Source organism: Rathayibacter sp. AY1D1 (assembly GCF_002932635.1).
Classification (GTDB): Bacteria; Actinomycetota; Actinomycetes; order Actinomycetales; family Microbacteriaceae; genus Rathayibacter.
This window is the reverse complement of record NZ_PSVY01000009.1, coordinates 104,568-118,651: the sequence shown is the minus strand read 5'-3', so window position 1 is coordinate 118,651 and position 14,084 is coordinate 104,568. Positions and strand designations below refer to the sequence as shown.

The following is a 14,084-nucleotide window of genomic DNA, read 5'->3' as shown; positions in this document are numbered from 1 at the left end:
CGGCGGGGCGGACGGGCCATGGGCGGGTGCCTCCTCGATCGCGGCGGGGGAAGTGGAGCGGCCCCGGCGCCCGCACCGAGGTGCTGCGCTCCGGGGCCGGTCCGGCGTGCCGAGACTACGCGGAGAAGCGCGGGAAGGCGGAGCGACCCGCGTAGGTCGCCGCACCTCCCAGGATCTCCTCGATGCGCAGCAGCTGGTTGTACTTCGCGACGCGGTCCGAGCGGGCCGGGGCGCCGGTCTTGATCTGGCCGCCGTCCACCGCGACCGCGAGGTCGGCGATGGTGGTGTCCTCGGTCTCGCCGGAGCGGTGCGAGAGGATCGCGGTCATGCCGTTGCGCTGGGCGAGGGCCACGGCGTCGAGCGTCTCGGTGAGCGTGCCGATCTGGTTCACCTTGACCAGGATCGAGTTGCCGGCCTTCTCGGCGATGCCGCGGGCGAGCCGCACCGGGTTGGTGACGTACAGGTCGTCTCCGACGAGCTGCACCTTGTCGCCGATGGCCGCGGTGAGGTGGGTCCAGCCGGCCCAGTCGTCCTCGTCCAGCGGGTCCTCGATCGAGACCAGCGGGTAGTTGGCGACGAGGTCGGCGTAGTAGGAGGAGAGCTCCTCGGCCGAGAGCTTCTTGCCCTCGAACGTGTAGGCGCCGTCCTCGTAGAACTCCGAGGAGGCGACGTCGAGCGCGAGCCCGATGTCCTTGCCGGGGGTGAATCCGGCGGCCTCGACGGCCTTGAGGATGAAGTCGAGCGCCTCGCGGTTGGTGGGCAGGTCGGGGGCGAAGCCGCCCTCGTCGCCGAGGCCGGTGGCGAAGCCGGCCTTCTTCAGCTGCGCCTTGAGCGCGTGGTAGATTTCGACGCCCCAGCGCAGGCCCTCGGAGAAGGACTCGGCGCCGAGCGGGACGGCCATGAACTCCTGGATGTCGACGCCGGTGTCGGCGTGCGCGCCTCCGTTGATGATGTTCATCAGCGGCACGGGCAGGGTGTGCGCGTTCGGGCCGCCGACGTAGCGGAACAGGTCGAGGTCCGACGACTGCGCGGCGGCCTTGGCCACGGCGAGGCTGACGCCGAGGATCGCGTTCGCGCCCAGGCGGGACTTGTTCTCGGTGCCGTCGAGCTCGATCAGCTCGGCGTCGACGAGGCGCTGGTCGGTGGCGTCGAAGCCCTCGATGGCCGGGCCGATCTCGTCGATGACGGCGTCGACGGCCTTCTGCACGCCCTTGCCGAGGTAGCGGTCGGAGTCGCCGTCGCGGAGCTCGTACGCCTCGAACGCGCCGGTGGAGGCGCCGGACGGGACGGCCGCTCGCGAGGACGCGCCGTCCTCGAGCAGGACCTCGACCTCGACCGTGGGGTTGCCACGGGAGTCCAGAATTTCTCGGGCGACGACTGCCTCGATAAGGGCCACAACTATCTCCTCTTGACGGGTGGGCTCCCGGAGACGGGAGCGGTCGGGAAGGAGTCTACTGACCGCCTCCGAAGCGCAGGAGACCGCGGCCGGTCGTAGACTCCCAGGGCCCGATCGCCGGACGGCCCGGGCGCACCCGCCGACCCGGAGGTTCCCCGTGACCACGACCGCCGCCGACCACGTCGACCGTCTCACCGCCGTCGTCCCGGACTTCCCGAGCCCGGGCATCCTGTTCCGCGACCTCACGCCGGTCTTCGGCGACGGCGAGGCCCTGCGGGCGGTGGCCGACGCGCTGATCGAGCCCTACCGCGGACGGATCGACGCGATCGCGGGCGTGGAGGCGCGCGGCTTCCTGCTCGCCGCGGCGGCCGCCTACTCGGCCGGCCTCGGCGTCGTGACCATCCGCAAGCCCGGCAAGCTGCCGCGGGCCGTGCTGCGCGAGCAGGCGACCCTCGAGTACGGCGAGACGATGCTGGAGGTGCACGAGGACGCGGCGCCCCGCGGCGCGCGCCTGCTGCTGGTCGACGACGTGCTGGCGACCGGGGGCACGCTCGACGCGAGCCGCCGCCTGATCGAGCGCGCCGGGTGGAGCCTCGAGGGGATCGCGGTGGTCATGGAGCTCGACGGGCTCGGCGGCCGCGAGGTGCTGGCCGGCCACCGCGTCGACGCGATCGTCACCGTCTGACCGGGCCCCGTCGCTCCGCTCCCCCTGCCCTCCCCCTTCCCGCGAGACACCACCGGGGTATGCGACCCACCGTGCGAGCCGCACTCGAGTGGCGTCCCGCGGAAGGGGGAAGCGACGGGGTCAGGTGAGGGAGAGGGACATCCGGGAGAGGACGAAGGTCTCGAGCACCTGCACGAGCATGTAGAGCACGAGCGAGACGCCGGTCACGAGCACGACCGCCGACCAGACGTCCGCGAACCGGGCCTGGGCGGACCAGGCGTTGATCGCCCCGCCGATGCCCGCACCGGTGGAGAGCCACTCGGCGAGCAGCGCGCCCGTGATCGCTCCGGGCACCGAGATGCGGATCGCGGCGAAGAGCGAGGGCAGCGAGCCGGGGATGGCCACCTTGCGGATCGCGGTGAGAGTGCTGCCGCCGTAGACCGCGACCACGTCGAGCATCTGCGGGGAGGCGTTGTTGAGGCCGAAGGCGATCGTCACCAGCGCGGGGAACAGGACGACGATCCCGCCGATGACCGCGACCGAGGCGATCGAGCCGGTCCCGAAGACCAGGATGATCAGCGGCGCCATCGCGATCAGCGGCACCGAGCGCAGCAGCATCGCGAACGGCATCAGCGCGTGCTCGATGCCCTTCGACAGGCGGAACAGGATCGCGCCGAGGATCGCCACGACCAGGCCGGCCGCGAAGCCGATCAGTGCGTCGCCCATGGTCACGGCGAAGAGGCCGCCCAGCTCGGCGCGGTGCTCCGCGGCCTTCGCATCGGTCACCAGGTGCTGCCAGACGTCCCACGGGCCCTTGACCACGTAGGGCGAGACCCCGCTGAAGAGGACCACGCCGATCCAGATCGCCAGCACGATCACGATCGTCGACAGGGCGACGAGCAGGCTCTTGCGCAGGCTCTTGAGGGTCGCGCCGAGGGCGGCCGTGCGCAGCTGGCGCCGCAGCTCGTCGACCGCGAGGATCGACGTGGCCGTGGACTGCTCCGTGCGGTCGGGAACGGTGGTCGTCATGGTCATGCCCGCTTTCCGGAGGACCAGGGCGCGATGAGGCGCCCGATCAGTCCGACGATGCCGTAGCCGAGGAGCGCGACGCCCGCGCAGAGGAGGAAGAGCGCCCAGACGCGGGGCGAGTTCAGCGAGACCTGCGCTGCGACCAGGATCGGGCCCACGCCCGTCTCGATCTTGCCGAAGTACTCGCCGAGGATCGCGCCGAGGAAGGCCGCGGGCACCGCGATCTGCAGCGCCGACAGGATGTTGGGCAGCGCCGCGATCAGGCGGACCTTGCGCAGCTGAGTGAAGCGCGAGCCCCCGTAGACCGTGACGACGTCGAGCGCCGCCTTGTCGGCCGCCTTCAGCCCGAGCAGGCTGCCGACGACCGTGGTGAAGAACACCGAGAGGCCGGCCAGGAAGATCGCCGTCGCGCTCGCCTTCCCGGGAGCGTCCGCACCGCCGAGGATCAGCAGCACGATCGCTCCGATGGCGACGATCGGCACGCAGTAGGTGATGACCGCGAGCTGCGAGACGACCCCCTCCAGCCAGGGCAGGACCAGCACGAGCGCCGAGAGCACGAGCGCGAGGAGGTTGCCCCAGAAGTAGCCGACGGCCGCCTCGCCGATCGTGACGGAGAAGTTGCGCCAGTAGAAGCCGGCGCCGTCCTCCATCGCGGTCTGCACGACCTGCACGGGAGTGGGGACGGGCGCGTAGGTCGCGGCGCCGGTGGGCGCGGTGACGAGCGCCACGATCCACCAGACGGCGACGATCGCGGCGACGCCGATCAGCCCGGTGAGCCACGGAGGCAGGGACCGGGCGCGGCGCGGGGCCGCGGGGAGCGTGGTGGCCACGATGCCTCCTAGACGCGGTCGTCCGCGGCCGCGCCGCCGTCGCCGAACAGCAGCTCGGAGGCCTGGTCGACGTAGGCGTGGAACTCGGGGGTGCGCTGCATCTCGGGGGTGCGCGGGCGGGGCAGGTCGATGTCGATGATCTCCTTCACCCGTCCCGGGCGCGGGCTCATCACCGCGACGCGGTCCGAGAGGAAGATCGCCTCCGAGATGCCGTGCGTGACGAGGAGCGTCGTGGCGGGCTTCTCGGTCCAGATCCGCAGCAGCTCGAGGTTGAGCTTCTGCCGCGTCATGTCGTCGAGGGCGCCGAACGGCTCGTCGAGCAGCAGGACCTCGGGCTTGAGGATCAGGCACCGCGCGATCGACACGCGCTGGCGCATGCCGCCCGAGAGCTGGGCCGGCTTGGCCTTCTCGAAGCCGCGGAGGCCGACGAGGTCGATCAGCTCGTCGATGTAGGACTGGTCGACGCTCTTGCCCGCGATCTCGAACGGCAGGCGGATGTTCGCCATGACGCTGCGCCACGGCAGGAGCGCGTGGTCCTGGAATGCGATGCCGAGCTTGTTGTCGCGGCGCAGCTCCTGGGGAGTGCGGCCGTCGACCCGGATGGAGCCGGACGTCGGCTCCTCCAGTCCCGCGAGGATGCGCAGGATGGTCGACTTGCCGCACCCCGACGGGCCGAGCAGGGCGAGGAAGCTGCCCTGGTCGGTGTGGAGATCGGTGTCCTGCAGCGCCGCGACGCTGCGCGAGCCCATCCGGAACGTCTTCGACAGGCCGTGGATCTGGATGCCGGTGCCGCCGGCACCCTGGTCGCGCAGGGTGCCGGCGTCGGTCGTGTCGGTCACGAGTGGTGCCCTTCGTGGATCAGGATCAGGCCGCGTACTTCATCAGCTCGGGGTTCTCCTCGTAGACCTCGTCGAGGAGGGTCAGATCGAAGAGGTCCTCGGCCGTGACGTCGATCCCGGCGCCCGCGAGGGACGCGATGGTCTCGGACTGCAGCGTCTCGGAGATGGTGAAGAGGCCGTTCGAGACCGTCTCGTCCGAGACGACCAGTTCCTCGGCCTGGATGGTGGCGCCCTTCTTGGAGGACTCCTCGTTGAGGCCGAGGTCCTTGCCGTAGTTCTCGACGGCGAGCATCGCGCCCGCATACGGGTCGTTGACCGCGTCGGTCCAGCCCTTGATCTCGGCGACGAGGAACGCCTTCAGAGCGTCGCGCTTCTCGGCGATCGCCTGCTCCGACACCGAGAAGGTCTCGGCGACGAAGGGGAGGCCGTTGTCGGCGAAGGGCAGGTTGACGACCTCGTAGCCCTCGGCCGCGACCGTGATGGCCTCGTTCGTCAGGTAGGCGATGAAGCCGTCGACGGTGCCGTTGACGAGGACGGAGGGGTCGTACTCGACGGGGACGACTGTGAGGTCGGACTCGGACAGGCCGTTCGCGGCGAGCAGCGCCTGGAACAGGGAGGTGTTCGAGGCCTGGACGCCGATCTTCTTCCCGGCGAGGTCGGCCGGAGTGGCGATGTTCCCGGCGGTCTTGATCGAGAGGACCGTGAAGGGGTTCTTCTGGTAGGTCGCGCCGATGATCTTGAGCGGGGCCTCCTGCTGGGCGATCGCGGTGCCGATCGAGACGGCGTCGCTGAGCGCGACGTCCGCGCTGCCCGAGAGGAGCTCGGCCACGCCCGTCGAGGGGCCGGGGGTGAGCGTCACTCCCGCGAGGCCGGCCTCGGTGAAGTAGCCCTTCGAGTCGGCGAAGAACTCGCCCGCGAACTCCTCGTTCTTGATCCAGGAGAGCTGGACCTTGAGGGTGCCGAGGTCGCCGCCGTCCGCGGCGGACGCGCCGGAGGAGTCGGAGGCGCAGGAGGCGAGGACGGAGGCGCCGCCGATCGCGAGGCCGGCGACACCCGCCAGGCGGAGGAGGCTGCGGCGGTCGAAGGCCGGGAGGGAGCGGAGGGGCGACAGGGTCAAGGGGACTCCTCGGGTGGGGATCGTCAGGGCTGCTGCGGTGCGGTGCGCGGGGTCGCGACGGGGTGCCCGTGCAGGCGCGCCAAGCCGCGCCGATCGGGTGCCTCGACGCTATCCGGGGGAGATTTCTCGGGTGTGTCCGCAGATTTCGCGGGTATTAAGGCTCTCACGGATCCGACAAGGATCCGACCAGATCGGCATGATCCTCTGACGGATCGTCTGAGACCCTGTTCAGGCCTCACAGGACGGCCCCGGCCCCTCCCACGGGCGCGGCTCAGCGCAGGCAGCCGGCGTCGCTCACCCGGCGCCGCCGGCGCGGCTCAGCCGAGGTCCTTGAAGGAGAGGTCGGCGGCGGAGGCGGCATCGCGCGGAACGAGAGCGAAGCGGGTGAAGCCCGCGGCGGCCGCGCGGTCCAGCAGCGGGGTGAGGTTCTTCGCCCGGCGCTCGAGGCGCACGCGCGAGCCCCGGGCGATCAGCTCCTGCTTGAGCGCGAGCAGCAGCTCGGGCGCCGCGTCGCGCTCGTGGACGAGGACGACGGCGTCGGGGCGCTCGACGACGGCACCGCCGATCAGTTCGACGATCCGCTCGAAGCCGATCGAGAAGCCGCAGGCCGGCACGTCCTGACCGAGGAAGCGGCCGATCATCCCGTCGTACCGCCCGCCTCCGCCGACCGAGGAGCCCGAGGACGGGTGCGCGATCTCGAAGATCGTGCCGGTGTAGTAGCCCATGCCCCGCACGAGCGTCGGGTCGAAGCGGAGCGAGACGCCGGCGGGCAGCGAGCGCAGCGACCGGGCCAGCGTCTCGAGCGCGAGCACCGCCTCCGGGTCGATGCCCTCGGGCAGCACGTCGAGGATCGCGGACTGCTCGAGCGCCACTCCCCCGGCGGCGACCGCCTGCTCGATCCGCGCGAGGTAGCCCCCGAGGACCGCGGCCGCGTCCGGCCCGTCGGCCTCCAGCTCGGCGACGACTCCGGCGGCGCCGATCTTGTCGAGCTTGTCGATCGAGATCAGCGCCGGGCCGAAGCGCTCGGTGGCGAAGCCGCAGTGCTCGAGGATTCCGGTGAGGATGCGGCGGTCGTTGATGCGGATGGTGCAGTCCTCGAGGCCCAGGGCGTCGAGCGCCGCCGCGGTCGCCGTGATGAGCTCGACCTCGGCCAGCTGCCCGGGCTCGCCGATGATGTCGATGTCGCACTGCACGAACTGGCGGTACCGCCCCTTCTGCGGGCGCTCGGCGCGCCACACCGGCGCGATCTGCACCGAGCGGAAGACGGCCGGCAGCTCGGCGCGGTGCGAGGCGTAGAAGCGGGCGAGAGGCACCGTGAGGTCGAAGCGCAGGCCGAGGTCGGCGAGGGCGGACGCGTCGTCGACCGCCGCCAGGTCGTCGCGGGTGAGCCCGCGGCGCAGGACGCTGAAGGCGAGCTTCTCGTTGTCGCCGCCGAGCCCGGAGTGGAGGCGGTCGAAGTCCTCGACCACGGGCGTCTCGATCTCGTCGAACCCGTGGGAGGCGTACACGCGGCGGATGACGCCGAGCGCGTGCTCGCGCTTCGCCTTGTCGGCGGGGAGGAAGTCGCGCATGCCGCGGGGCGGGGTGATCGGGGAGGCCATGACGGCGATTCTCCCAGATCGGCCGGGGCGGGCCGGCGGACGCCTCAGTCCGCGCGCCGCTCCTGCTCCACCGCGCGGATCTCGTCCTGCAGGTCGCGCGTCGCCGTGCGGAGCGCGCGCTCGGCGTCGAGCCCCTGGGCGCGGGCGGAGGCGACGATGGCCAGCAGCAGCGGGCCGAGGTCCTCCTCCGACTCGATGGGCAGAGGGCCCTGGCCGGCGTCCACGACGCCCAGCGAGGTCGCCTTGCCGATCACCTTGTCGGCGAGCGCGAGGGCGGGCATGCCCTGCGGGATCCCGTCGAGCACGCTGGTGCGGTGCGGCTTCTCGGTGCGCTTGAGCTCGTCCCACACCGCGATGACGTCGTCGGCCGTCTCGGCCGTGGCGTCGCCGAAGACGTGCGGGTGGCGGCCGATCATCTTGGCGTTCATGTGCGCCGCGACGTCCTCGATGGTGAAGGGCTCGGCGCTCTCGGCCGCCAGGTCGGCGTGGAAGAGCACCTGGTAGAGGACGTCGCCGAGCTCCTCGATCAGGTCGGCCCGGTCCCCCGCCTCGATGGCGTCGACGAGCTCGTGCGACTCCTCGATCAGGTAGCGCACGAGCGACTCGTGGGTCTGCTCGGCGTCCCACGGGCAGCCGCCCGGGGCGCGGAGGACGTGGACGGTGCGGATGAGCTCGTCGAGCCGGGGATGCGCGGTCACCCCGCCATCCTCGCATCCGGTCCGGCCGCCGCCGCGGACATCCGGGCGGCGCGGGCGCCCGGGAGCCTCAGGCCCGCGCGAGACGCCGCCGCGCGACGAGGAGGCAGCCGCCGGCGACGAGCGGCACCGCGGCGAGGAGCCCGGGCGACGCCGCGACGGACACCGCGGTCGAGGCGCTGACCAGTGCACCCGCCAGGTTCCAGAGGACCACCGCGACTCCCGCGCCGTCCCCGATCGGGAGCGGCACCGGGCTGAGCAGCTGCGGCGGCAGCGGACCCCGGGTCGCGTCCATCGCCCGCGCGGCGACGGCGGCGACGGCGGTCGCGGCGGCCACCGGCACCGCCGCGCCCGGGAGCAGCAGCGAGGCGGCGAGGGCGCCGAGCACCGCGACTCCGACCGCGAGCACCAGCGGGAGGACGGCGTGCAGGAGGAGCAGCTCGAACGGGCCGGGGGCGAGGAGCGCCGGCTGTCCCGCGGTCGCGGCGGCGTGGCGGAAGCCGTCGCTCCAGACGCCGGCGCCGAGGTAGGCGAGCACGCCCGCCGCGGCGGCCGGGAGCGCGAGGATGGAGGACGGCACGACCGCGGCGAGCACGGCGGCGGCGCCGGCGGCGGCCAGCGCGACGACCGCGACCGCCGAGCGGCCGGGAGTGCGCAGCGCGCCGATCGCGTCGCGCACCGGCACCGCGAGGGCGAGCGGGGAGAGGCGGACCGCTCGGAGCCCCCGCCCGATCGCCGGAAGGGCGCGGTACCCGTCGAGCGACTCGGCGAGATCGCCCGTCGCTCCGAGCCGGGCGGTCGCCGACCACTGCCGGGCCTGGGCGAGGAGCCGAGGTCCGCGCGCGGCGTCGAGCAGGCGGGGCGCCGCGGCCAGGAGGACCGCGGCCGACGCGAGCAGCACGGTCGCGGCGCGCACCTCCTCCGCTCCGCTCACGGCCGAGGCGAGGAGGCCGCCCGGCGTGGGCGCACCGGGCACGAGGGCCCCGAGGACCGCGAGGGAGGCGAGGAGGCCCGCCGCGAGCGCGGGGAGGCGCGAGGGCAGGCACTGACCGGCGAGCCAGGCGACGGCGAGGAGGCCGGCGAACGCGGCGCCGCCGACGACGGCCGCGAGGAGCGGCGCGGAGGCGGCGACGGCGAGGAGCGACGCGACGGCGGAGCAGCACGCCACGAGACCGGCCGACGCCCGGACCACGGGTCGGCGGAGCACCGCCCAGCGGCGCAGATCGGTCGCGAGCAGCACGGCCGTGGTGTGCGGCTCGTCCACCGCGGGTCCGCGCACCCGGCCCAGGAGCACGGCGGCGGGCAGGGCGAGACTCGCGGCGAGGGCGATCAGCGGCTCCGGCGCGGCTCCCGCCTCGGCGGCGAGGAGCGCGAGGGCCCGGGCGACGGGGAGGACGACGACGAGGACGGTCATCGCGGCGAGGTAGCCCGCGTAGGCGCGCGGACTCGGCGGAGCCGCGGCGCGGTGCCGGTGCAGAGCCCGCACCTCGGCGACGCGGGCCCCCTCCGCGCGCGTCACGCCCGCTCCAGCTCGACGACCCGCGCGCCCAGACCCTCGATCAGCACAGGGCTGTGGGTCGCGACGACGAGTGCCCGGGACGCGGCTTCGCGCCGCAGGACCTCCGCGACCAGCGGCACCCGCTCGACGTCGAGCCGCTGCTCCGGCTCGTCGAGCAGCAGCACCGCGGAGGGACGGGCCAGCACGAGCGCGAGGGAGAACAGCTGCGTCTGCCCGGAGGAGAGCTCGTGCGGGAAGCGGCGGGCGAGCGGAGCGAGCGCGAGCGCGTCGAGACCAGCTGCGGCCTCGCGGCGGGCGTCGGCGACCGGCGCCCCCCACGAGACGGCCACCATCGCGAGGTGCTCCTCGAGGGTCAGGTCCCGCTCGAAGGGCGGGGTGCCGATCAGGGCGGCGACGGCGCGGCGGTGGGCGGCGGAGCGCTCCTCCGGGGCGCGCCCGGCCACCGCCACGACTCCCTCGCTCGGAGCGGTGAGGCCGGCGATCACCCGCAGGAGCGTGGTCTTGCCGGTGCCGTTGCGGCCCGTCACCGCGACGCCCTCCCCCGCCTCCACCTCGAGCGAGCACGGGGCGAGCAGCTCGACCCCCGAGGCGCGCACCGCGACCCCGCGGACGGCGACCAGCGGGCCGGCGAGCGGCTCCGGCTCACGGGGACGTCGGGCGGCGAGGAGCGGCATGCCCTCCATCCTGCCAGCGGGCCCTCCCGCAGCGGCGACGGCCGCCGGAGCGGAGCGGCGCTCCACCGGGGAGCGCCGCCCCGAGGACCTCAGACGGTGACCGGCTCCGGGAACAGCGCGTCCAGGAGCGACGCCACCCACTGGATGAGCGCCCGGTCGCCGAGCGGGACGCCGTCGAGCACGGGCATCGGCACGACGACCGCGTCGGCCTGCTGCAGGTACTTCGCGGTCGGGTACATCCGGCGCAGGCGCACCTGGATCGAGTCGGGCAGGTGAGCGGGAGCCACGCGGACGTTCGAGCCCATCGCGACCACGTCGCTGAGGCCCGCCTTCTGCGCGCGCATCCGCAGCCTCGACACCAGGATGAGGTTCTCGACCGCCTCGGGCAGCTCACCGTAGCGGTCGGTCAGCTCCTCGACCACGAGGTCGATGCTCCCCTCCTTCGCCGTCGGCGACGACGCGGCCGACAGCTTCTGGTACGCCTCCAGGCGCAGCCGCTCGCTGTCGACGTACTCCTCCGGGATGCGCGCGTCGACGGGCAGCTCGAGCCGCAGCTCCGTCTGCCCCTCGGCGACCTCGCCGCGGAAGGTGTCGACGGCCTCGCCGATCATCCGCAGGTAGAGGTCGAATCCCACGCCCTGGATGTGCCCGGACTGCTCGCCGCCGAGGAGGTTGCCCGCACCGCGGATCTCGAGGTCCTTCAGCGCGATCTGCATGCCGCCGCCGAGGTCCGAGTTGGCGGCCAGGGTCTGCAGCCGGTCGTGCGCGGTCTCGCTCAGCGGCTTCGTCTCGTCGTAGAGGAGGTAGGCGTAGGCGCGCTCGCGGCCGCGGCCGACCCGCCCGCGCAGCTGGTGCAGCTGCGAGAGACCGTACTTGTCGGCGCGGTCGACGATCAGCGTGTTCGCGTTCGGGATGTCGAGGCCGGTCTCGACGATCGTCGTCGACACCAGGACGTCGAACTTGCGCTCCCAGAAGTCGACGATGATCCGCTCGAGCTGCGACTCGCTGAGCTTGCCGTGCGCGACCGCGATCCGCGCCTCGGGCACCAGCTCGGCGAGCTGCGAGGCGACGCGGTTGATCGTCGAGACGCGGTTGTGCACGAAGAACACCTGGCCCTCGCGCAGGAGCTCCCGGCGGATCGCGGCCGACACCTGCTTCTCGGAGTAGGGGCCGACGAAGGTGAGGATCGGGTGGCGCTCCTCCGGCGGGGTCGCGAGGGTCGACATCTCGCGGATGCCGGTCACCGCCATCTCGAGCGTCCGCGGGATGGGCGTGGCGCTCATCGAGAGGATGTCGACGTTCTTCTTCAGCGCCTTGAGCTTGTCCTTGTGCTCGACGCCGAAGCGCTGCTCCTCGTCGATCACGAGCAGGCCGAGGTCCTTGAAGACGATGTTGTCGCTGAGGAGCCGGTGGGTCGCGATGACCATGTCGACGGTGCCGTCGGCCAGGCCCTCGATCGTCTCCTTCGACTCCTTCGCGCTCTGGAACCGGCTGAGCGCCCGCAGGTGGACGGGGAAGCCGGCGAAGCGCTCCTGGAACGTCTCGAGGTGCTGGCGGACGAGCAGCGTGGTCGGCACGAGCATCGCGACCTGCTTCCCGTCCTGGATCGCCTTGAACGCGGCGCGCACGGCGACCTCGGTCTTGCCGAAGCCGACGTCGCCCGAGAGCAGGCGGTCCATCGGGATCGGCCGCTCCATGTCGGCCTTGACCTCGTCGATGACGGTGAGCTGGTCGGGGGTCTCGGCGAACGGGAACGCCTCCTCCAGCTCGCGCTGCCAGGGGGTGTCCGGCGGGAACGCGTGCCCGCGGGAGGCCATCCGGGCGGAGTAGAGCTTCACGAGCTCGACCGCGATGTCGCGGACCGCGCGGCGGGCCTTGCTCTTGGCCTGCGCCCAGTCGCTTCCGCCCATCTTGCTCAGCGCCGGAGCCTCGCCGCCGACGTAGCGGGAGAGCAGGTCGAGCTGGTCCGTGGGGACGAGCAGCTTGTCGCCGGGGAAGCCGCGCTTGCTGGGGGCGTACTCGAGCACCAGGTACTCGCGGCGGGTCTTGATCGCGTTGCGGCCCCCGCTGGAGACCTCGCGCTGAGAGAGCTCCACGAACCGGCCGATGCCGTGCGTGGCGTGCACCACGAAGTCGCCGGGCGTGAGCTGCAGCGGGTCGACGACGTTCTTGCGGCGCGACGCGAGCTTCTTCACCGCGCGGGAGTCGTAGCCGACGGTGCGGCCGTAGAACTCCGTGTCGGTGAGCAGGGCGAGCTTCGCCTCCTCCACCTCGAAGCCGTGATCGACGGAGGCCTGCACCACGTAGGCCAGGCCCGTCTCGAGCCCGGCGGGGAGGTCGGCGACGATGCGGGCGGCGACCTCGTGCTCGGCGAGGACCTGGTCGGTGCGCTCGACCGTGCCGGTGCCGGGCGCGGTCAGGACCACGGTCCAGCCGTCGGCCAGGCGCGCGCGGACGTGGGCGAGGGCGCCCTCGACGCTCGCTCCGAAGCCGGGGACCGGCTCGCCCTCGACGCGGACGGCGAGAATCTCGTCGATCCCGAGCTCCTCCGGCAGCACCTCGGCCTCGCCCGCGGCGGGGCCCTGGCGGAACGTGCTCATCGTCCACCAGGGGTGGTCGGGAGCGTCGGCGCCCGGGGCGCTGAGCTTCACGGAGTCGCGGAGCGCGCCGAGCGAGATGAACTCGCCCGAGGCGAGGTCGATGGGGGCCTCGGCGCCGGCGGTCGCCGCGCTCCAGGCCGCCTGCAGGAACTCGCGGTTCGTCTCGGCGAGGCTGATCGCCCGCGTCGCCACGCGCTCGGGGGCGAGGACCGCGACGGCCGCACCGTAGGGAAGGTAGTGCGAGATCGGGACCAGCCGCTCCAGCAGCGCGGGGGCGAGCGACTCCATCCCCTCGACCGGGATGCCCTCGGCGATCTTCGCGAGCATCGCCGACAGGCTCGGGAACTCGTGCAGCATCTCGCGGGCCCGCTGCCTCACCGCGGGCACCAGCAGCAGCTCGCGGCTCGGCGGGAGGACCACCGAGTCGGCCTCGCCCGGGAGCGAGCGCTGATCGGCCACGGAGAAGCCGCGGATGGAGTCGACCTCGTCGCCGAAGAAGTCCACTCGGCTCGGATGCTCGGCCACCGCGGGGAAGACGTCGAGGATGCCACCGCGCACGGCGAACTCGCCGCGGCGCGTGACCATGTCGACCCGGGCGTAGGCCAGGTCGACCAGCTCGGCCGAGATGCGGCCGAGGTCGTAGCCGCGGGCGCCCTTCACGAGTCGGATCGGCTCGATGTCGGCGAGGTTGTCGGCGACCGGCTGCAGCGCCGCGCGCACGGAGGCGACCACCACGAGGGGCCGCTCGCCGGACCACTGCTTCATCCGCCGCAGCGCGTCCAGGCGCCGCCCCACGATCTCGGCGCTCGGGCTGAGGCGCTCGTGCGGCAGCGTCTCCCAGGCCGGGAACTCGACCACGTCCGCGTCCGGCAGCATGCAGCCGAGGGAGGCGCGCACGTTCTCGGAGTCGCGGCCCGTGGCCGTGACCACCAGCGCCGCCTGCGGGCGTCCCGCCTCCGCGCGCCTCTCGATCAGGCCCGCGAGCAGGGGGACCCGGAGGCCGTCGGCCACCGAGAAGTCGGCGTCCCGCACCGCGTACGCGAGAGCATCGTCGAACGTGGAGGCGCGCGACAGCGCCGAGATGATCTCGTTGAGGGGCACGGGTCCAGTTTACGGCCGC

Annotated in this window: 11 protein-coding genes; 1 reads left to right on the top strand and 10 read right to left on the bottom strand. The window is 73.1% G+C overall.

The features are described 5' to 3' along the window. Positions 1-115: 115 nt before the first annotated feature. Entirely contained in the window at positions 116-1,396 is a 1,281-nt protein-coding gene (gene eno, locus C5C56_RS08760) for a phosphopyruvate hydratase (RefSeq protein ID WP_104222361.1), read from the bottom strand. A 157-nt stretch (positions 1,397-1,553) separates the two neighbouring features. Here eno and C5C56_RS08755 point away from each other — a divergent pair, with 157 nt between their 5' ends. Continuing rightward, on the top strand, positions 1,554-2,081 hold the full coding sequence (locus C5C56_RS08755; protein WP_104260312.1) for an adenine phosphoribosyltransferase: 528 nt from the start codon (positions 1,554-1,556) through the stop codon (positions 2,079-2,081). 120 nt (positions 2,082-2,201) lie between these two features. Here C5C56_RS08755 and C5C56_RS08750 read toward each other — a convergent pair whose 3' ends face one another. The 9 genes from C5C56_RS08750 to mfd form a co-directional block, all read right to left on the bottom strand. Beyond that, on the bottom strand, positions 2,202-3,089 hold the full coding sequence (locus C5C56_RS08750; protein WP_244230660.1) for an ABC transporter permease: 888 nt from the start codon (positions 3,087-3,089) through the stop codon (positions 2,202-2,204). 2 nt (positions 3,090-3,091) lie between these two features. After that, positions 3,092-3,919 carry an ABC transporter permease gene (locus tag C5C56_RS08745; RefSeq protein WP_104319413.1) on the bottom strand — a complete coding sequence of 276 codons (828 nt, stop codon included), beginning with the start codon at positions 3,917-3,919 and terminating at the stop codon, positions 3,092-3,094. 8 nt (positions 3,920-3,927) lie between these two features. Continuing rightward, entirely contained in the window at positions 3,928-4,668 is a 741-nt protein-coding gene (locus C5C56_RS08740; RefSeq protein ID WP_104222373.1) for an ABC transporter ATP-binding protein, read from the bottom strand. Between the two features lie 115 nt (positions 4,669-4,783). Next, positions 4,784-5,875, bottom strand: coding sequence for an ABC transporter substrate-binding protein (locus tag C5C56_RS08735; protein WP_258065633.1), 1,092 nt, complete (start codon positions 5,873-5,875; stop codon positions 4,784-4,786). A 317-nt stretch (positions 5,876-6,192) separates the two neighbouring features. Further along, positions 6,193-7,476, bottom strand: coding sequence for a histidine--tRNA ligase (gene hisS, locus C5C56_RS08730; protein ID WP_104288218.1), 1,284 nt, complete (start codon positions 7,474-7,476; stop codon positions 6,193-6,195). A 44-nt stretch (positions 7,477-7,520) separates the two neighbouring features. Further along, a complete protein-coding gene (locus tag C5C56_RS08725; RefSeq protein ID WP_104222356.1) occupies positions 7,521-8,174 on the bottom strand; it encodes a MazG family protein in 654 nt (217 codons plus the stop codon). A 67-nt stretch (positions 8,175-8,241) separates the two neighbouring features. Further along, positions 8,242-9,690, bottom strand: a complete 1,449-nt coding sequence (locus tag C5C56_RS08720) for a hypothetical protein (protein ID WP_104319411.1) — start codon at positions 9,688-9,690, stop codon at positions 8,242-8,244. Beyond that, the gene (locus C5C56_RS08715; protein WP_104262851.1) at positions 9,687-10,364 is read right to left on the bottom strand and encodes an ATP-binding cassette domain-containing protein; all 678 of its coding nucleotides are present in this window, start codon (positions 10,362-10,364) and stop codon (positions 9,687-9,689) included. The genes C5C56_RS08720 and C5C56_RS08715 overlap by 4 nt, the downstream gene beginning before the upstream one ends. Before the next feature lie 89 nt (positions 10,365-10,453). Continuing rightward, entirely contained in the window at positions 10,454-14,065 is a 3,612-nt protein-coding gene (gene mfd, locus C5C56_RS08710; protein WP_104319410.1) for a transcription-repair coupling factor, read from the bottom strand. Positions 14,066-14,084 lie beyond the last annotated feature (19 nt).